16 protein-coding genes and 1 tRNA gene are annotated in these 19,139 nt (G+C 42.0%); 9 read left to right on the forward strand and 8 right to left on the reverse strand.

What is annotated here, in order from left to right; genetic code table 11:
- Both HJG39_RS18115 and HJG39_RS18120 read left to right on the forward strand, forming a co-directional pair.
- Positions 1 to 747: hypothetical protein (locus tag HJG39_RS18115; protein ID WP_268411674.1), on the forward strand; the 747-nt coding region annotated here is incomplete at its 5' end.
- Positions 744 to 1,154, forward strand: a complete 411-nt coding sequence (locus HJG39_RS18120) for a hypothetical protein (protein ID WP_268411675.1) — start codon at positions 744 to 746, stop codon at positions 1,152 to 1,154. The genes HJG39_RS18115 and HJG39_RS18120, both read left to right, overlap by 4 nt.
- Before the next feature lie 535 nt (positions 1,155 to 1,689).
- Here the strand turns inward: HJG39_RS18120 and HJG39_RS18125 are convergent.
- Together HJG39_RS18125 and yjgA are read right to left on the reverse strand one after the other, a co-directional pair.
- Positions 1,690 to 4,206, reverse strand: a complete 2,517-nt coding sequence (locus tag HJG39_RS18125; protein WP_268411677.1) for an Ig-like domain-containing protein — start codon at positions 4,204 to 4,206, stop codon at positions 1,690 to 1,692.
- A gap of 40 nt (positions 4,207 to 4,246) precedes the next feature.
- Entirely contained in the window at positions 4,247 to 4,759 is a 513-nt protein-coding gene (gene yjgA, locus HJG39_RS18130) for a ribosome biogenesis factor YjgA (RefSeq protein WP_268411678.1), read from the reverse strand.
- An 86-nt stretch (positions 4,760 to 4,845) separates the two neighbouring features.
- On the opposite strand from yjgA, the gene pmbA reads away from it, so the two are divergent.
- Positions 4,846 to 6,177 (forward strand): metalloprotease PmbA, encoded by a 1,332-nt coding sequence (gene pmbA / locus HJG39_RS18135; RefSeq protein WP_268411680.1) that lies wholly within the window; start codon positions 4,846 to 4,848, stop codon positions 6,175 to 6,177.
- A gap of 82 nt (positions 6,178 to 6,259) precedes the next feature.
- Here the strand turns inward: pmbA and arcA are convergent, their stop codons facing one another.
- The 6 genes from arcA to trmB form a co-directional block, all read right to left on the reverse strand.
- Complete coding sequence (gene arcA / locus HJG39_RS18140) at positions 6,260 to 6,964, reverse strand: two-component system response regulator ArcA (protein WP_268411682.1); 705 nt, start codon at positions 6,962 to 6,964, stop codon at positions 6,260 to 6,262.
- Positions 6,965 to 7,268: 304 nt separating this feature from the next.
- The gene (locus tag HJG39_RS18145) at positions 7,269 to 8,888 is read right to left on the reverse strand and encodes an ATP-binding protein (protein WP_268411684.1); all 1,620 of its coding nucleotides are present in this window, start codon (positions 8,886 to 8,888) and stop codon (positions 7,269 to 7,271) included.
- Between the two features lie 165 nt (positions 8,889 to 9,053).
- Positions 9,054 to 10,490, reverse strand: coding sequence for a glycogen synthase GlgA (glgA, locus tag HJG39_RS18150; RefSeq protein ID WP_268411686.1), 1,437 nt, complete (start codon positions 10,488 to 10,490; stop codon positions 9,054 to 9,056).
- Positions 10,490 to 11,728: a glucose-1-phosphate adenylyltransferase gene (gene glgC, locus HJG39_RS18155; protein ID WP_268411687.1), complete on the reverse strand. Its 1,239-nt coding sequence runs from the start codon at positions 11,726 to 11,728 to the stop codon at positions 10,490 to 10,492. The genes glgA and glgC overlap by 1 nt, the downstream gene beginning before the upstream one ends.
- Before the next feature lie 104 nt (positions 11,729 to 11,832).
- Positions 11,833 to 12,876, reverse strand: coding sequence for a methyltransferase (locus tag HJG39_RS18160; RefSeq protein ID WP_268411690.1), 1,044 nt, complete (start codon positions 12,874 to 12,876; stop codon positions 11,833 to 11,835).
- An 80-nt stretch (positions 12,877 to 12,956) separates the two neighbouring features.
- Entirely contained in the window at positions 12,957 to 13,673 is a 717-nt protein-coding gene (gene trmB, locus HJG39_RS18165; protein ID WP_268411691.1) for a tRNA (guanosine(46)-N7)-methyltransferase TrmB, read from the reverse strand.
- A gap of 132 nt (positions 13,674 to 13,805) precedes the next feature.
- Here trmB and mutY point away from each other — a divergent pair, with 132 nt between their 5' ends.
- From mutY to HJG39_RS18195, 6 genes are all read left to right on the forward strand, one after another.
- Positions 13,806 to 14,855 carry an A/G-specific adenine glycosylase gene (mutY, locus tag HJG39_RS18170; protein ID WP_268411700.1) on the forward strand — a complete coding sequence of 350 codons (1,050 nt, stop codon included), beginning with the start codon at positions 13,806 to 13,808 and terminating at the stop codon, positions 14,853 to 14,855.
- A 7-nt stretch (positions 14,856 to 14,862) separates the two neighbouring features.
- A complete protein-coding gene (locus HJG39_RS18175; protein WP_268411693.1) occupies positions 14,863 to 15,657 on the forward strand; it encodes a formylglycine-generating enzyme family protein in 795 nt (264 codons plus the stop codon).
- A gap of 477 nt (positions 15,658 to 16,134) precedes the next feature.
- Positions 16,135 to 17,286 (forward strand): alcohol dehydrogenase catalytic domain-containing protein, encoded by a 1,152-nt coding sequence (locus HJG39_RS18180; RefSeq protein WP_268411694.1) that lies wholly within the window; start codon positions 16,135 to 16,137, stop codon positions 17,284 to 17,286.
- Positions 17,287 to 17,331: 45 nt separating this feature from the next.
- On the forward strand, positions 17,332 to 18,228 hold the full coding sequence (gene murI, locus HJG39_RS18185) for a glutamate racemase (protein ID WP_268411696.1): 897 nt from the start codon (positions 17,332 to 17,334) through the stop codon (positions 18,226 to 18,228).
- 73 nt (positions 18,229 to 18,301) lie between these two features.
- Entirely contained in the window at positions 18,302 to 18,574 is a 273-nt protein-coding gene (locus tag HJG39_RS18190) for an oxidative damage protection protein (RefSeq protein WP_268411698.1), read from the forward strand.
- Between the two features lie 225 nt (positions 18,575 to 18,799).
- A tRNA-Phe gene (locus tag HJG39_RS18195) sits at positions 18,800 to 18,875 on the forward strand.
- Positions 18,876 to 19,139 lie beyond the last annotated feature (264 nt).

The following is a 19,139-nucleotide window of genomic DNA, read 5'->3' on the forward strand; positions in this document are numbered from 1 at the left end:
TGTGCGCTTAGTGGTTGTGGCTCTGACTCTAGGATTAAGTCTGCAAAAAATCAACAAGCTGAAACAGCGGTTGCTGCAAATAATGCGAGCAATGCCGTTGCAGCGGCAGCGCATAACAAAGTGCATGGCGCATCGCAAAAAGGCAATGGTGCACAGTCGAGTGGTCAGACGACGCCTTCGGCGGACAAGCCCCAGAATAAGGTTGATGTAATGGGGCTGGATGAGGTAGGTTCTGATGTCGTTGATAATGATAGCAAACCAAAGCTATTAAATTCTATTGAACCTTCAAGTAAGAATGAACCTGAGTTGTCAGAGTCGCTGGACAATCAATTGAGAGATGAACAATTCAGAGAGACGGTCATTACAGCTTTAGGTCTTTCAAAAAAAGAGGCTATAAGACTTCCTACTCAAGGAAGCGTTGGGTTGTCCGTGAAGCTTGATGAAAATGGTGATTTTTCAACGGGTGAATTTCCTAATAACATACCTAATAAAAATATCACTTTGGGTGTTGAAGAAGGTGGCAGGGGGGCGTTAGGTGATTTGAGAGAGATAAAAGATGCAAAGGCTGCAGTTATTGGTGTATCGCGCTTTTCTAGGAATCATACGGTTTTAGCTGATGCAAAAAAATACCAGAGTTTATCTACGAAGCTTAACGCTCCTGTTTTTGTTGGGGGAGTAAAAACAAATATTTTTATTTTTGAGGGAAATAGAGAACCTGTTAAATATGATTATCGGAGTTACCAATGATTAAGTTTATTTTATGCGTGTCGTTATCACTTTTACCCATGGTTGCTTTTTCTGTTCAGGATGTGTCCATCTTCAGGTTAATTGTGGAGCCTGAAAAATATGAAAATAAAACAGTGAGAGTGAAGGGGTATTTAGATATTGCAGTGGATACAGCTCTATTTGTTAATGAGGATTTTGCTAGAATGAATGATATACCTTCTTCTATTCCTGTTAATGATGCAAGCCAAGATGCTAGCATGACTGTTAGTTGCTATGAAAGAAATGTCTCAATTGTTGGAGTTATCCGAAGGAGTGGTAATCATTTCAAAATTGATTCAATTCAACGTGTTTTAGAGTTATCACAAAACAAGTATTGCTGGATAGATACTGTTGTTGCCCCGTCCAAACGTCCAAAAGATAACGGGTAATATTTCTCAAGGTTGGTTTTTAGGTTTTTGCTTAAAAATCAGCCTGTCATTTCTTGAATTCTTACCAGAATCATCAATTAAAGCGGTTGCAAAGGTTGCTGAGGGGCTGACAAAAAGTCAGTAGAATTAATTGAAACTATTGATGCCCCTAAAACCGTATACGGGGAAATAGATGAAAATAAATAAAGAGAATTTGGCTATGCTAGTTACGACTTTAATTTTGATTACTTCTATATTTTGGCTTTATTTAGCTTATTTACGTAAAATTGGAAGTGAAAAGTTAGAGAAGAGGGCTCTCGCACTCCCTAAATTTTTTTCATTTAAATATTTGGTTTTTTTAGGAGGGACGTTTTTTCTTCTTTTCTTTATTAGATTGCTGCTTAAAAATTAACCTTTCATTTCTTTAATTCTCAATATAACTTTCAAAATCTACGGAGCTCCTTAGGTGGTAACCCTCCAACGAAGCACATCTGTTGTTTTACGAATGGTTTAGGCAATAGCCCTCAAAGCGTGGTGCTATGAGGGCTAATGATGATTAGTTATTCGTAATGGTAAATTGCACAAGGTGTCGTGCGCCAGATGGCGTAATGATTGTATAAGCTGCGTTTTGTTCGCCACCAGGGTTAGTGCCATCATTTGTAAAGTTGTTGAGTTCAGTGAAACTACCCGGTAAGCCACTTAAATCAGAACGAATCGAATCATTAACTTGATCAAGTACACGCAGAATGTTTCCTTGGTTGTCGGTTAAAACAAGTTGCGTACCTGCTGGTAACACTTGGTTGGCTGAGTCGTAATACAAGATCGACAAATCAGTGCTCTCACCTGGGTTCAAACTGAGTGAATTGGTCGCATTAACATTTGGGTCATTGGTGAAAACCACATTATTAATGTTTCTGACATCACCATTATAAATACGATACAAGGCATCTGTGCTCGACATAATTAGCACTAATGATTTTCTGACATGAAGTGACGCCGCTTGCCCTTCGCCACACAATGAAGAGGACTGGCACTGTGGGCCATTAAATAACCCATCAGGCATGTTGAAGCTTTGGTCGTTGTTGTAGTCGATGAAGATTTCATTGTCATCCCGAATGCCATTTTCGTTATCGTCACGCCAAGCTTCTGAGTGATCCACAAAACCGGGACGATCGGGTAGGCTTACGCCAAAGCCACTATCAGTAAAGTCGATAATCGGTAAGCCATCAGCATCGTCGTAGGCATTATTGCCGTTGCTATCCACCAAGGTTTCGTGACCAATCGCGGTCGCTAAAATAGTCACTCGGTGATCTGCGGGTCGCGGGTTTGCACTTGTCCAAATAACGGAGCAGGTTCCGGTATTGGGTTGATTGGGAAGGATATTTCCAGCGGCGTCTGCACCTGTAATACAGCTAGGCTGAATTGAACCGCCTTCGGTTGTAAAACTTACGGTTGTGCCATTAGGAACGGGATTGTTGAAGGTGTCGGCGAGTCGCGCTGTGATGACTACTTCCACACCATCTTCGTCGAAGGTCTCGGGGTTGCGAATGTTGCTTGATAAGCTAAAGCTATTTTGGTCTGGCAATCCGGTATTAACAGATAAAAGGTCTGACTGCGTGCGAATAGGCACCCCGGATGTTGCATTCACTTCCGCTGTTACTCGAATGGAGGTGGGAACACTACCCGCACTAACTCGGGTACTCACTTGCCCTTCTGAATTAGTTAAACCAGAAGCTGGTTCAAGTGTGAGTCCACCCACGGTTGTGTTTAATGAAAAATCGACTTCTTGCTGAGAAAGAGGGTTGCCTAACTCGCCATTAACTTGGAAGGTAAGCGTAGAAATAGACGCTGAGTTTTGACCTCCTGTGCCTTGCAGTACGATCTCGTCGGGCGTTGCAGAGATAAACGAAATGGAACCAATCGCTTCAGGTTGGATGGTAAATGCTCTAGAAATAGTTTGTGTTTGCCCGTTGATGGTGGCTGAGGCGATAATTTGATCTGAATTGCCGGTACTGCCAGCGCAGTTAATGTCTTCAAAAGTGGTTGAAGCTTGCCCATTGATTGTGGTCACTACTTCATCCAAGGTAGCCTGATTGCTAGCAACACAATTGGATGAAAATGTTATAGGTGTTGGTGTTAATACTCGTTGCCCTGTACTGTTCACTAACGCAACCGAGAATCCTACGGTAGCACCCGCGCTAATTTCTACATCGCCTTGTGCATTTTCTATGGATGAACCGACGATGCCTTCTATAAATGTGCCGTCATTATCAAAGTATCCTATGCGAATTTCGCCGTCATCAATCACCGTATCGGTTGCTTGTATTTCAAAATTATATGCATCGCTAACACTTACACCGTTCACCGTTACATTGGCTTGGATGGTAAATGCGCCTTGGTCTGCATCAGTGGAGTTAAGAACAATAGTAGCGAGTCCTGCCTCAGAGGTGAGCGCCGTTGAAGGACTCAGCGAAAGTGCGCCGCCAGACACGGAAAAATTCACGATAGAGTTGGCAATCGGTGCATTGTCGATAGTTTGCACGTGAGCTTGTACGAGAACCGATTCCGTTGCTGTAAAGCGATTCACTGCTGTGTCATCTTGCAGCATGGTGATGTTGATTTGCGGGGCAGGGACAACATCAATTGGAGAAGCTAGGTATTCATAACCCTGAGATTCCGTTAAATCGTTAAAAGTCGCCGTTAAGCTGGCCGCTCCAATGTTGGTTTCGGGATTGGTAATGCTAATTTCCGCGATTCCACTTGTGTTAGTCAGTGCTGTTGCGCTAGAGAGTTCACCTAGTTGCGCGTTAGTTGTGAAAGATACCACTTCGTTATTGGCTGCGACGCCATCGCGAGTTAATCTGGCTCGAACACAAATTGTGTCGTCGGTAGTGAAACTATTCGAAGCCACCGCATTACATTGTGCGTTGAGTACATCAAGCGTTAATGCTTCAACTGGGGTTTCGCTTTCGTTGAATGGGTCCTCTCCGTTGGCTCCTGAACTACCGCCGCCGCAACTCATTAGGGTCATGCTGCCCAACAACGCAAAACACATGACTAACTGTTTGTTCATACTGTTTCCTTAGATAAATGGTAGGTGTTTTTCAGACTAACTATTGATCTTTCTGCGTTTCCGATTTCAAATACTGAAACAATTCCCTTGCTGCCGCAGGGGGTTTTTCTTGCTGTTTTTCTTTTTCGATTTGGCGTAGCAATTGGCGTAGTTTCTGCCGTTCAAGCCCCGGGTAGGTTTCTAGTGTTTCTTGGATGGCTTTGTCACCTTCTGCAATGAGCTTATCGCGAAGCAGCTCAAGTTCATGGAATTGAGCTGTATTTTGTTGATGATGCATTTGCAGCTTCAACAGTCCTTCTTCAATTTCAGTTAGATCGCGCTTACGTAGGAGCTTTCCGATAAATTGGAGTTGGCGTCTATAGCCGTTCTTTTTCTTATTGATATTTCTAGCAAGTTCAACTGCTGTCCTTACTTCATCATCTAATGGAATTTTAGCAAGCGCTGCATCCCCGAGGTTGACCAACTTTTCACCGAGTTTTTTAATTTCCTGAGCTTCTTGTTTAATCTGCGTTTTGCTTACGTGTTCATCGCCGTAATCTTCTTCAGCATTCATGGTAATTAGGCATCCACTGTCGTTTTTTAATGTTAAGATTGTAAACCATAGCGATAGCCTTATTGAATAGTGGGGAACATAGATTTATGCAAGCGGACAAAGAAATACCAGAAATCCAAAGTATTGTGGCTGATGTATTGGCATTAGCAACACAAAAAGGTGCAACTCAAGCGGAAGCAAGCATGAGTAAAGTACAGGGCATTTCGGTAAGTACGCGTATGCAAGAAGTCGAAACCATAGAGTTTAATAATGATGGTGGGTTAGGCATTAGCGTGTATGTAGGCGCCAGAAAAGGCTCTGCCTCAACGGCGGATCTAAGCAAAGAAGCGTTAGAACTAACCGTCGAAAAGGCCATTCAAATTGCAAAACACACTTCAGAAGATAAGTATTCAGGCTTGGCAGAAGCGGAGCTAATGGTACAAAACCCCATCGATCTTGAGCTTTACTACCCTCAGGCGTTAGATACCGAGCAAGGTCTAAAAATGTGTGCTGACGCTGAAGGTGAGGCTTTATCGTCTGATAAAAGAATTAAGCAGTCTGATGGCTGTTCTTTTAACGCAAATTTAGGGGCAAGGGTATACGGTAATACTCATGGAGTGAACTTTGGGTATCCGAGCAGCCGATATGGCCTAACTTGTGTCATGATTGGTGAGCAAGATGGCGATATGCAACGAGATTATGCTTATACCGTTGGTCGGGAGTTTAGCGATTTAGCTCAGCCGAAATCGGTTGGATTAGACGCAGCATGTAATACATTGGCTCGTTTAGGCGCTAGAAAACTCGATACCATGAATGTTCCAGTTCTTATTCATAAAGAGCTGGCTTCCAGTTTTCTTGGGCACATGGTGGGAGCGATTAGCGGAGGGAGCCTGTATCGTAAGTCTTCTTTCCTAGTGGATAGCATTAACACTCAAATTTTGCCAAATTGGTTCAATATTTACGAACGTCCTCATATCAAAAAGGGTCTAGCCAGTAGCGCCTTCGACAACGAAGGTGTGGAAACTTACGACATGGATATTGTTACAGATGGCGTCCTTAATCACTACTTGCTAGCAAGCTATTCCGCAAGACGTATGGGACTGAAAACCAATGGTCATGCCGGTGGTATCCACAATTGGTTGATTTCCGATACCGGTGAGTCTGAGAAAGAATTGCTCCAAAAAATGGGCACAGGTTTATACGTGACTGAATTGATGGGGCACGGCGTAAACTTGGTTACTGGAGACTACTCTCGCGGCGCCAGTGGTTTTTGGGTGGAAAATGGCGAAATTCAGTATCCTGTTCATGAAGTGACTATTGCAGGTAACTTAAAGGATATGTTGGAGAATATTATTGCTGTTGGTGCGGATAAGGAGCTTCGTAGTAGCATTCAAACTGGTGCAATCTTGCTAGAAAAAATGGCAATTGCAGGTAATTAATAACTGCTGCAAATTAACAAAGGAAAAGGAGCTTCAATAAAGTATTTTGAAGCTCCGAAAGAAAGGATTTCACTAATGAGTGCTAGTCAACAGAACCGCAGAAACGATAACCCTCACCATGGATGGTGACGATCAAATCTTGACCAGATGGATGTGATTCAAAATGTTTACGAATACGACGGATAGTCACATCCACTGTTCTATCGTTTGAACGTAGCTCTCTCCCTGTCATTTCTTGAATTAATTGTTCCCTTGTTAAGATCTTTCCGGGATTACTTAAAAACAAATGTAATGCCCTAAACTCACTTCTGGGTAAACGGAATTCAGTATTCGATGGGGAAATTAGGCTGCGGCTATCGCCATCCAGTACCCAACCATTGAAATTCACCTTGCTTGGTAAGTCTTCATCTCCTGCACTATTGCTTGTGCGAGATAACAAATTCCTTGCGCGGATAGTGAGTTCTCGTGGGTTAAATGGTTTAGTGAGATAATCGTCAGCGCCGATTTCTAAACCTAATATACGATCAACATCATTGTCGCGTCCTGTTAGGAAAATGAGTCCCACACTTTTTTTATCTCGTACTTCTCTCGCGAGAATCAGACCATTTTTGCCTGGCAGGTTTATGTCCATGATAACGAGATTGATATTGTGAGCCTCAAAAATATCGTGCATTTCTTCGCCATTTTCAGCTTCATGCACTGTGTAACCTTCAGCCTCAAAGAGGCTGCGCAAAGTTGTTCTAGTAACAACTTCGTCTTCCACAATAAGCACACTTGGTGTTTGCATCTTACTCACCTTATTCTCGTTATGTTACTGAGTGCCTAACTATTATCGAATTCAAATTAACTAAGCTTTGCATGGGTAGGAAAGACACTCATTTTCTCCCTCTGACCAGCTTTTACTTCATGCACCTAATTAGCCATTTACATTAAATACTTAAACGGTTTGGCACTAATAAGAAGATATGCGGAAATATAGTAAAAATTCAAGACATAAAACTAATTGATTATTTACTTGCGTAACAATTGTAGCGACTTTAGTTAAAAAGGATCTAATTTATTTAACTAATATGAAGCTTCAACTAGATTAATTAATGTAGGACTTCAATTGGAAAAGTGATAGTAAAGTTGACACCTTTGCCTTCCTTTGTATCAAGCGTGATTGAGCCATTTAATGCTTGTGTGACAAGGTTGTACACTAAGTGCATTCCCAACCCACTTCCCCCTTGGCCTCGCTTGGTTGTTACAAACGGATCGAAAATGCGTGTTTGAATATGTTCAGGTATACCCACGCCATCATCTGAATACATAATTTGTAGCTGGCTATCCTCAATTAACCGCACAGCAATTCGAATATGACCCTCTTCCTTGTTTTCAAATCCGTGGATAACGGAGTTCATAATTAAATTAATTAGCACCTGATTGATAGGGCCTGCTTTTGATTCAATGCACAAAGTAGGGTCGCAATCAATATCAATTTTGTGTGCTAAAGAGCGTAATCGTGGGCGTAAGGACAGCAATACTTCATCCAATAACTTGATGAACTTGAACTTTCTTGCACTTTCCGAGGATTGATCGACTGCGACTTGTTTGAAGCTAGATATAAGCTCTGCTGCTCGATTCAGGTTACGGTAAATAATATTGAGGTTTTCCTCACCTTCAACAATGAACTTTTCTAAGCTGCTCGCTTTGAGTACCTTATTTTCAAAGTCATCTTTAATATTTTGCAGTCTATCTAACATCATAGTGGACGCAGTAACGCCTAACCCGATAGGAGTGTTTACTTCATGCGCAACTCCGGCAACCATATCGCCAAGGGATGCCATTTTTTCGTTTTCCACCATTTGACGTTGAAATTGGTGTAGCTTTTCTAACGTTTGGATGAGTTCTTGGTTAGCTTCCTTTAATGCGAGAGTACGTTGGTTTACCGTTTCCTCAAGTGTTGCCGCTAGATTCCGATACTCTGTCTCCGCGTCTTTTTGTTTTTGGTTGTGAGCTTGAATTCGCTCTAACATAGTATTAAAAGCGCGTGCGAGCACATCAAGTTCTCGAATACTGGTTTTTTCAGCTCGTTGGGAATAGTCCTTTTTCTGGGCAACAATGTGAACAAGGTTAATGAGATTGTGAATTGGCTCTGTTAATGGACGCTGTAACCTCAGCGTTAAAACGAAGCTCAACAGCAGCACAATAAGCACAACTATCGCAGAACCAAGCGAAATCTCAAAAGTAGAGTTTTCCAACGATTGAGTCGTTGCGCGTAAGTAGGTATAACCGATAGTCTCGCTGTTCCATATTACAGGGTTAATGATTTCCCAGATGCCGTTTTTGAGGATGGGTTGTTTGAGTTCGTCCACGCGAGTAAACATGGCAGAAACAGGAGCACGGCCCGTTCGGTTGTAACTTGCAAAAAAACTTAATTCGCCGTTTTCTTCAATTTTATAAACGTGAGCGTTGGTAACAAGGTGAGCAGCTTCAAGTATCTGAATCATATTGTTCAAGGTGACGCCATCTTCCTTGTGTACTTGTTCTGCGGATATTCGACTGAGCATTTCAGCTAGGGTTGCAGCTTCTTCTTTCAGCTGTTTTTCATCATTTTGCAGTATTGAGTAGGTGAAAATAACGGATGTAACAAGCAGTGCTAAAGATGTTACTCCCATAACTGTCCATATGAACATGCGTTTGATAGAGAAAAAACGGTTATGGGATGGCATGAATTTAGAGTTTACCTAGTCAAAAAAGATTGAAATACACTAGGCCATATAATGAAAGACAACGAACAATAGAACAAGAATAATAGTAATAAAAGATTGAATTCATAATTAAATGAGTGATTTCATCTTTGTTTTTGCATTAATACTGAAACAGATTGTCGGCTTTTAAAAAGCATCTATCATTTCTTCATATAGCATAATGTAGTTGTTCGCAGACTCACGCCAAGTAAATTTTGTTTGCATTGCTCGGCGGCGCATTTCCTGAAACCCCGGAGGGCTTTCGTAATAGAATAACAGTGCTCGCTGAATACAACTTAATAGGGCTGTACTATCTGGCAACTCAAACACGAAGCCTGTGGAAATATAGGGATTATCGTTTCTATCAATGACTGTATCTTTTAATCCTCCGACACCTCTAACAATAGGGATGGTGGCGTAGGCCAATGAGTACATTTGATTTAGGCCGCAGGGCTCGAATAATGATGGCATAAGGAAGAAGTCGCAGCCGGCTTCGACTTTATGTGCAAGCTTTTCTGTAAATCCATCAATAAAGACTAACTTATCGGGATGTTGCTCCACGCAATGATTGAGGGAGTCAGCAATAGATGGATCCCCGTTGCCAACTACAACAAGATGAACGTTATGTTGCATAAGTCCCCAAATAGCAGGAACGAGATAACCGAAGCCTTTTTGCTCCGTTAACCGACAGACAATACCGAGCATGGGAATTTTGCTGTCGACTTTTAGTTTCATTTCTTCTTGAAGCGCTTCTTTGCACTTTTGCTTATTCTCAAGCGTCTTAATTGTGTAGTTTTCTTTGATGTAAGGATCGGTTGCAGGGTCCCACATGTCATAGTCACAGCCGTTTAGAATACCACTCATGTCGTATTCTCTTGCTTTGAAGTCATCAAACAAATTGTGAGAACCCATTGGCGTTAATAATTCTCGTGCGTAGTTTGGACTAACGGCATTAATTTTGTCCGCATATTCTATACCCAGCTTCAAAAAGTTAACGGCACCTTGAGAGTCTCGGCGGCGACTAATTTCATCAAAAGGATGGAGAAAGGGAATAAAAACAAAGTCTTGTTGGCATTGATAGGCGCCGTTGTGAATGGTTAATAAGGACTTCGTATCTTTGAAGTAGCCTGTTTGGTCGCGTTTGATGAAAAAGGGCGTGAGCGCTGTGTGCCAATCATTGCAATGGACAACATTGGGTTGAAAGTCCATCGCTTGGGAGGCGCGAAGTGCTGCCATTGAAAAAAAGGCATAACGTTCAGCGTTATCAGGGTATGCATGGTAACTATCGCTGTATATGCCTTCTCGATCAAAGAACATGGGGAAGTCAATGGCATATACGGTCATGCCTTCAACATTTAGTTGATGCACAGAAAAATTGTAGGAGCGATCATGAATTGACATCTCTACATTTTCAATCACTTTGATTGAGGTAGTTTGCCGAGCAATTTGGCGGTAATAGGGCACAACGACTCTAACGTCGTATCCCATACGGACCAACTCTTGTGGTAATGCTCTACCAACATCGGCTAGTCCTCCTGTTTTAACTAGCCCTTCGACTTCTGAAACTACAAACAGAATCTTCACTAAAATCCGATCTCCATGCTTTTGGGTATGACTACGATACCTTCATCAGATACGGTTAAGCCTCGCGATTTGTCCAACTCCAAATCTATACCTATTTGGGTGTTGGGTGCAATTCTAACTCCTTTATCTGCAATAACTCTATTGAGAGTGCAATTTTCCCCGATTTTGCACGAGCCAAGAATGATACTTTCTCTCAATCGGGAGTTTTTTTCCACTTCGACTTTAAAACCTAGAACGGATTTTTCCACATGTGCTCCCACAATTTCGCTTCCCGAGGCGATCATTGAGTTAATAATAGTGCAATGATTGCCTTCTTCATCCGCTTTTATATTGGCTGACGGCACAGGTGGATGATAGCTTCTTAACGGCCATTTGGAGTTATATAGATCGAATTCAGGTTCATGCTCCAGCAAATCCATATTCGCTTCCCAAAACGAATAAATTGTTCCTACATCGCGCCAGTATCCCTGATTCGCACTTTCAGATTCTCCCGGAATTGTATTTGTGTTGAAGTCGTAAACATAAACAGGCAAGCCATCGCTTAGCATTTTAGGGATGATATCGTGCCCAAAATCGTGGGAGGACAGCTTGTCTTCAGCGTCTTGGTCAAGATATGCAAACAGAGGATTACTTTGAAAAACATAATTTCCCATTGATACCAGTGCTTTATCTGGTTGATTGGGGATCGTTTTGGGGCGAGCGGGTTTTTCTTCAAAACCTACCATTTTAAAGTTCTCGTCAACTTCAATCACACCAAAACGATTAGCGGCCTCTTCAACGGGGACAGGAATGCCACAAACAGTTAACGCTGCATTACATTTTTCATGGAAATTAATCACTTGGCGAACATCTATTTTATAAATGTGGTCACTACCAAAGATGCAAATATTATCCGGTTCATGGATTTGTAAAAAGCGGATATTTTGGTAAATCGCATCAGCGGTGCCTTCATACCAACGCTTACCCATTCTCATTTGAGCGGGAATGGCATCGATAAAATTACCGGTTAGTCCAGATAAGTACCATGCCTGTCTCAGATGGATATTTAATGATTGAGATTTGAATTGGGTTAAAACGTAAATCTTCAAAAGGTCCGAATTGACGAAATTATTGAGCACAAAGTCAATAAGCCTTAAGCCTCCGGCAAAGGGAACGGCAGGTTTGGTTCTCGTTTGGGTTAAAGGGAAAAGGCGAGTGCCCGCTCCGCCCGCTAAGATTACCCCTAGATTACGAGACATAAAGCATCCTTCGAAATTGGGTTAGAGAAAAATGTTATCACTGCTGGGCAGCGTCTCGTCAAGCCTCTGTTCCCATTTAAACGTGTGCTTTTTAGACTGATTTATTATGACTGTATGCTTTGATAAACGGTGAATTTTGAGTTTTGCTCGATTATTTCAACATTTCCGAACACTCGCATAAGCTGATCCGGGTATTTAAGGAATCGATTTGCTACAATTCGGAGCTTACCTTTGGGACACAAATGCTGCTTTGCATCACGCAAAAAACGTTCAGTAATAGAATAATCAGTCTTTGTTCCACTGTGAAATGGTGGGTTACTGACGATGACATCAAACTGCCCTTCAATTGAGTCTAGACCATCACTCGTCAAAATTTCTATGCGTTTTTTATCAATTTTGTTTTGAGCAATGTTTGCTTCAATACACAATAAGCTCAATGCATTGATGTCTGACATAATGACATGTGCGTTGGTAAACCTAGAAGCAATAGACAAACCAATCACACCATTCCCACATGCAAAATCAAGCACTTTCGTGGATTTTATATCTGAAGAGATGTCGCCAAGTGTTGATAAGAGTAACTCAGAGCCCGGATCAAGGGCATCGCTACTGAATGCACCGGGTAATGTATTCATGGTCAACGCCAGAGACTCAAAATCAAGTTTGTAGGTGCTTACATACTTCTGGATGTCGAATTTATCTCGTTCTTGATCTTCATCCACTAAGGTTCCGAGCAAAGTGCAATGTCTCGCGCTGTCAATTTTGTTCATTTCCAGTGGAATTTTCTTCAACGCTTTAGCTGCGCTCTTAACGCCGCATTTGTTATCGCCCACTATTAGTAAGTGCCCACTATCTGATAGCATTGATGAAGCATAATGGCATAACATAACACCTTGCTGCTTAGATTTTGGCCAATAAATAATAATGCCATCGAATTGCTCTGATTTTGGAAGCAAAGCCCCGTAATAATGTTGCCCTTTGGAACAATTTTCTATTAATAAGTAGTTTGAATAGAGCTGATGAAGGCCGACAACCTCTGAGGGAAAATAGGAAAATATCTCAGCATCTGCTGCGTTAATGACAAGCCACTTTCCAGTGTCAAAGTATTCTTGATTTCGTAGCAAAACTTCGCTTTCAGCGCTGAGCATTGTTGTCGTCCTTCAAAAAGTGTAAGTGGTATTTACCCGCGAGGGAGCAAAAAATTGATAATAATGTTATGTAGGAATACTTATTCTTTCTCGAAAATAAGGTCCCATACACCATGCCCAAGTTTTTCACCGCGTTTTTCAAACTTGGTCATTGGACGAAAATCAGGACGTGCTACATAGGTGTTGTTTTCAGAGCAGTTTTTGTAGCCCGGAGCTTCAAGCATTACTTCTAACATTTGCTCTGCGTAATTTTCCCAGTCAGTTGCCATGTGGAATATCCCACCTTGAGCAAGCTTCTGACGTACCAATTCGGCGAATTCGGGTTGGACGATACGTCTTTTATGATGGCGCTTTTTATGCCATGGATCGGGGAAATACAACTGTACACGATGCAAGGAATTATCAGGAATGCAGTTTTTAAGTGCTTCCACTGCATCATGTTCCATGACTTTTAAATTGGTTAAATTGTGATTGTGCGCTTCAGAAATGCAAGCGCCAACGCCGGGTTTGTGAACTTCAATGCCAATAAAATTGAGTTCAGGCGCGTTTTGTGCCATTTCAATAAGGCTTTGTCCCATACCGAAGCCAATTTCAATCACTATCGGTTGGGCTTTTGGAAACAATGTATCGATGTCAAAAGGAGATGCTTGGTAATCGATGCCTAGAGAAGACCAAAATGACTCAATAGCTGCGGCTTGACCTTTCGTTAAACGGCCTTCTCGTAAAATAAAACTCTGTACTTTACGAATGTGTATGCCTGCGGCTTCTGCTTCTTCTTGTGATTTGTACCTACCCACTGATTCCTCGCCTTAAATTAACCTCGACAAAATGCTGCGGTATTATCCAGCTAATCTGAAATATCTCAAGCTTGGTTTGTCCTTCAGTCTTCATTACACTGGCGCCCAAACGACGTAGCGAGTGTGCAAGAAGTGTCTTCCCGATTTTCTTTTTCCGAAAATATTTTGAACTGGTTCGATCAACATGGTCGAAAAGATTTGCCATGGCAGCTAAATAAAACACCTTATTCCGTTTGGGTATCGGAGATTATGCTGCAACAAACTCAAGTAACCACTGTTATTCCTTACTATTTAAAATTTATGCAACGTTTTCCGAATGTTCACAGTTTAGCGCAAGCCCCTGTGGATGATGTGCTGCATCATTGGACAGGCTTAGGTTACTACGCAAGGGCGAGAAATTTACATAAAGCGGCGCAAAAAATTGTGGATGAATTTGAAGGATTATTTCCAACTGATATTGAACATGTGATTGCGTTGCCCGGAATTGGTCGTTCAACTGCGGGTGCGGTGCTGTCGCTTTCTTTAGGGCAACCTCACGCAATTCTAGATGGCAATGTTAAACGAGTATTAGCGCGTTTTTATGGTGTGGAAGGTTGGCCGGGAAACAAGAATGTTGAATCAATGCTCTGGGAACATGCGGAAAGCAACACGCCAGAACATCGTGTAGCGGACTACAACCAAGCAATGATGGATATGGGGGCAACATTATGTTCACGCAGCAAACCACAGTGTGAGCGCTGTCCTTTGTCGGATCATTGTTTCGCCAATGCAAATTCTCGACAAGCGGATTTTCCAGGGAAAAAGCCGAAAAAAGCGGTGCCAGTCAAAATCACCTTGATGTTGTTACCCATTTGGCAAAATGAAGTCTTGATGTACAAGCGACCCCCTAGTGGCATTTGGGGCGGGCTGTGGAGTTTCTATGAAATTGGTGCGCTATCTGAACTGGATGCATTTAAGCATCAAATTGGAATCGGTGAATGCACGACTCAGCCTTTGCCTGAGTTCAGACATACTTTTAGTCATTTTCACTTAGACATTCATCCCCAGTTATTGCAATTAAAGCAAAAGCCACTCGGTCATGTGGGAGAAAATGAAGCAGGGTGGATAAATGTGAAATCATTGCCAGAACTTGGTTTATCAGCCCCAGCAATAAAACTTTTATCACAATTAGCAGAGCTATGATCAACTCATGAAATATCTACCTTTGGTTTTTATCGGATTTAGTGCATTAGCGGCGGAGCAAGTGTTCGTTCCTGCTGGTGAATTTGTTATGGGCTGTTCCAAAAATGATACTGAATGTGACACAGATGAAGGCCCAAAAGGTGGCGTGAGAGTGTATGTCCCCGCCTTTAAAATTGATGTGCAGGAAGTATCCGTCGCTGAATATCGAGCCTGTGTAGAAGCTGGGAAGTGCGGTAAGCCATTTGATTACTTACGAACCCACTATTGCAATTATGACGCGCCGGGGCGTGATGATTATCCACAAAATTGCATTAACTGGCGTAATGCGCTTGATTATTGTCAATGGAAAGGTGGACGTTTGGCCTATGAAGCCGAGTGGGAAAAAGCGGCAAGGGCCGGGTCAACCGCGCCATACCCTTGGGGATACGAGCCGGCTACTTGCAAGACCGCAGTCTATGATCCCGGCACAGGAAATAAACCTGATACGGAAACCGATGGGTGTTGGCGTGACCTCACTTGGCCGAGAAATAGTTTTGCACCTAATGCGTGGGGCCTTTATGACATGGTTGGAGGCACCAGCGAGTGGGTGATGAACTGGTATGATGAAACGGCTTACCAGAATATCTATGCAAAAGGTGATATTAAAGGGCCACAAAAAGGCGCTAAGAAAGTCATTAAAGGTGGCTCATGGGATGAAAAACAGTGGGCACAACGCGTTTCTAATCGTTTTGCAAAGCCGATTACTGGTAATCCTGATTTATATGGCTCAAATGGGATCCGTTGCGTCACCCCCCTCGAATAACATTGTCTGATTCATCGGCAGTACTATCATTTTAGGGTGATTTATTGCCAATGCATTCTTTCATATATATGTAACTATCTAAATTCCTCACATGCTCATTTTAAGAAGCAATGATTTGGTAAATAAACTGCATTTATCAAATGTAACTGTATGCGTTAATGGGATTCTTTTATTTACCCTTTTCCCCTTAAAATTGGTGCATGGTTAACCTCCTGAAAAAGCAAATTGGGCAGAATTGATAGCGGCTTCACGAGGAATAGTTTATTCTCTTTTTGGTCAATTAATCGGCTGTGAATTAAATTTTCCATCTGGGTTTTAAAATTCCCCTTTTTCTCGGTAAGTTGTCAATTTTAAGAGCGGGATGAGGAAAATTTTAACATTGAATTATATGTAAATAAGGCAATAATTTTGCCTAGTTGTTCTGTTTCTCAATACATGAAGTAGACAAGACTTGTCGCAGCGGAGGGAGATTGGGCCATGTTTCATAAACTGAGAGAGTCCTGTCGAAAAAAGACAATGTTGGAAATCCAAGCAGCAGTTTGTTGGGAACGAGGGGAACGTCTAGAAGTTTCCGAAGTTCAACTAGAGGATATTCTGGACAATCAGGTGCTAATAAAAGTACAAGCGTGTTCAGTTAGTCCATTTGATGCATTACAAGTGTCACAAGGGCAAAAACGCAATACTTATCCACTCATCCCCGGACATGAGGCCGTTGGCACGGCGGTAAAAGTGGGTAAAGATGTAAAGTCAGTGTCAGTGGGAGACACGGTCATTCCATTAAGTATCCCGCAATGTAACCAATGCAGCGCTTGCTTGTCTGATAAAACAAATTTATGTGCAGCATTACGCGTTACACGTAGCCAAGAATTCATACCTGATTATCCGCCAAGACTCATTGCAAGAGACCAATCCATATTTTCCTACATGGGAATTGCTGGCTTTGCGACTTATATTGCAATGCCAGAGATTTCGTTAGTTAGTGTTTCATCTAAGGTTTCCGCTGAGGAGCTAGCGCTCTATTGTGGGCCCGTTGTTAGTGGCATTGGCGCCGTGTGCACAGAGATCAATTTGCATTCACCAGATAAGATTGCCGTATTTGGCGCGAACCCTACCGGATTAGGTGTTGTTCAAGGCGCTAGCTTAGAGCACGTAAGAGAAATTATTGTCGTTGATGCTTCTCGTAAACGACGGGAAATGGCACTTGAATTGGGTGCTACTGTTGCGCTCGATCCTTCAGCGCTAGATGGCGTGTTACTAAAACACATTAGAGAACTTTCTAAAGGCGGTGTGGATATTGCGTTTGAATGTACCGGTACCCAAGAGTTTGCGCTATTTGCGATTGAAAGCTCCCATGAAGGTTGGGGACAAACTGTTTTGGTTGATACTCATCAACCTCTTTCACCGCCTTCATGGTCACTACCCAGAATTAGTGGTGGACGTTGCATAAAAAGCAGTGTTTTTGGCGGTATACAGGGTCGTTCTGATATGCAAAGCTTTATTTCCCTGTATGAATCTGGCCATGTAACCGTTAAACCAATGATTGATAGTCTTATCTCATTAAGTGATGTAAACGATGCTTTGATGACAGCACAAGAGCTTGACTACCTCAGACATGTCATTGTTTTCTAGTTCGCGTTTAATCTTACGCTTACGTATAATTGTCGCAGTCTCGGGGTGCGTTTTGAAGCGTATTCAATTTTAAATTTAAGATTAGGCGTTGTTGTGATGGTGTTGCCATATTTTGCTACTGTACTCGTCATTGATTCGGGCATAGGAGGGATATCCATTGTTAAGCAAATTCGGGCCCTCACCGACAAAATATCTACTATTTACATTGCTGATAATGCCTACTTTCCTTATGGAAACTTGCCCCCGGAATTAATTCTTTCCCGTCTTGAAACGCTTATTCGAACCGTTCAACAGAATCAGCACCTTGATGCCGTTGTGATTGGCTGTAATACCGCAACGGTTCTCATGATTGATAAGTTACGCCAAGTTTTTGAGACGCCCTTTGTTGGGATAGTCCCAGCTGTAAAAACTGCGGCGCAAGTATCTCAAAATCGTAAATTTACATTATTGGCAACTGATAATACGGCTCGCAGTGCTTACATCAATGATTTGATTGCCAAGTTTGCAAAAGACTGTGACGTTCTTCGAGTGAGTTGTGTTGGGTTAGCCGATATTGCAGAAGCAAAAATTTATGGGACAGAGGCGGAGCAGAAAGCGGTTGAAGCTACTTTCTTAGGGCAGGATGAACAAAGCTTGGCGCACATCAAGGCATCTGATGTGATATTACTTGGTTGTACTCATTATGCTTTTTTATTGCCAGAACTGCGTAGGTGTTTTGCTGACCACCAACAAATAATTGAACCTTCATTGCCCGTTGCCAAAAGGCTCATGTGGGTTTTGGAGAATCAAGCGACTGTGAAGAAAGAACTGCAAATAAGTGAACAAGAAGCGCCTATGGAGCAGCATAACCGTTTTTATTTTACTCAGTCGTATGAAAGTAATGCTGCATTTAAATGGTTTTTGCATTCCCATGGGTTTGAGACGGCTGAAGTGTTATTTTAAATCCACCCACACTTGCTCATCTATTGAATTGTAATACACTGCACTAAAATTAAATAAACAAAGAGTAAAAGCCATGTCACGCAAGGTTCAATGCCAGTTTTACGACAAAGAAGCCGAAGGTTTGGAATTTCAAATTTATCCCGGTGATTTGGGCAAGCGCATCTACGATAACATTTCTAAAGAGGCTTGGTCGGAGTGGCAAAAACGTCAAACCATGCTTATCAACGAGCATAAGCTTAATATGATGGATCCAGACGCCCGAAAATTTCTGGAAGAAAGGATGGAGGCTTATCTATTTGATAGGAAAGAGCCTGAAATTGAAGGTTATACGCCCCCCGAAAAGTAAATTCATTGTTGATTATAAAAAGAAAAGATTGTGGTGATTATTGCCTCAAAAAACAGCATACCGTTACGAAAAACACCTTCTTTGCTTAATTCATAGCCAAAGTGTCGGAACTTCAAAAAAAATTGTTGACTTGAGTGCGCAATCCTCGTTTAATACGCCCCGCACCGCAAGATACTCGTAGCAAACGAATAAATAGTAAAAATCTTGCGATGCAGCACTTCTAGTGCCCAGATAGCTCAGTCGGTAGAGCAGGGGATTGAAAATCCCCGTGTCGGTGGTTCGATTCCGCCTCTGGGCACCATCTTTCCAAGCTAAAAACTTCATCAAAATCAATAACTTAAAGAATTTCTCTAAAAATCTCCTAAGCTCACTTTTTAATCTATTTGTCTAATATTGCCCACAAAATGCCCACGAATTTTAAATTCCGTCTACTCTTTTTTGTTGTTCTACTAAATCAGCAATTTTTAATCCGTCTAGTGCTACGGGATTCAATTGTGCAGCCGATTCAGGCCGCATAGGAGCAAATCTAAGATACTTTTCAGTCATTGCTAAAGTTGCATGACCT

It is taken from the genome of Alteromonas sp. a30 (assembly GCF_026788005.1).
Lineage (GTDB): Bacteria > Pseudomonadota > Gammaproteobacteria > Enterobacterales > Alteromonadaceae > Paraneptunicella.